At 43.8% G+C, this 713-nt stretch carries 1 pseudogene; it reads right to left on the bottom strand.

The features are described from left to right. Nucleotides 1-713: pseudogene (locus tag ACSVH6_RS13580) on the bottom strand (CUB protein); the annotation flags it as partial.

The raw sequence follows: 713 nt of genomic DNA, 5'->3' as shown, positions 1-713 counted from the left end.
GCCTCTGGGGTTGGGTCAACGATTAATTGCAACTGAACATAATTGGCACAACCTGTCAGGGTATAAAATACTCTCACATAAATGGTTTGTGTCCATGGATTAATATTAAAATAAGGACTCGTTAACGGTGGATTCGCTCCTATCACAGCATCGGTTTGGGTTTCGTAAAAACTTACCGTTACTCCTGCTGGTAGCGAACCACCGGCGATTTGGTTAATGGTGCTGTTTAAATCAAAAACGCCAAATCCATCATTATTAGGATCGCAATAATGCAATGGCAGAGGGGTTACAGCCAACGGCCCTTGGGTTACTCTGAGTAACTGGGTAGTGGTAGCATAACAACCCGTGGTGTTATCCTGTACTCTGATATAAACAACCTCATTATCGGTTCCTAAATAGGTTGATGGTGTGCCTATCGCATTGCTCGGTGCATCGGCATCGGCCTGAGTGTGGTAATAGGTTACCGTTAAATTCCCTAATCCTCCTGTGGTAGTCGCTTCATTGATTGTCAAATCAAATAGCGCCTGATTCGTCGCTCCGTTACTACACTGGAAAATAGTCGGTGGTGTGGTAAGTGTCGGTAGCGGATGTACCACCAAATTAAACGAACTTACCGAATTACAACCCGTGGCATTGTTCTTAATATTAATCCAAATCTGTTGCGGATTGGTAACGTTGGTATAAAGATTCGGTAAAGCATTCGTCTGAGCGAT

It is taken from the genome of Flavobacterium sp. XGLA_31 (assembly GCF_051547105.1).
Classification (GTDB): domain Bacteria; phylum Bacteroidota; class Bacteroidia; order Flavobacteriales; family Flavobacteriaceae; genus Flavobacterium.
This window is presented reverse-complemented; position numbering and strand designations above follow the sequence as displayed.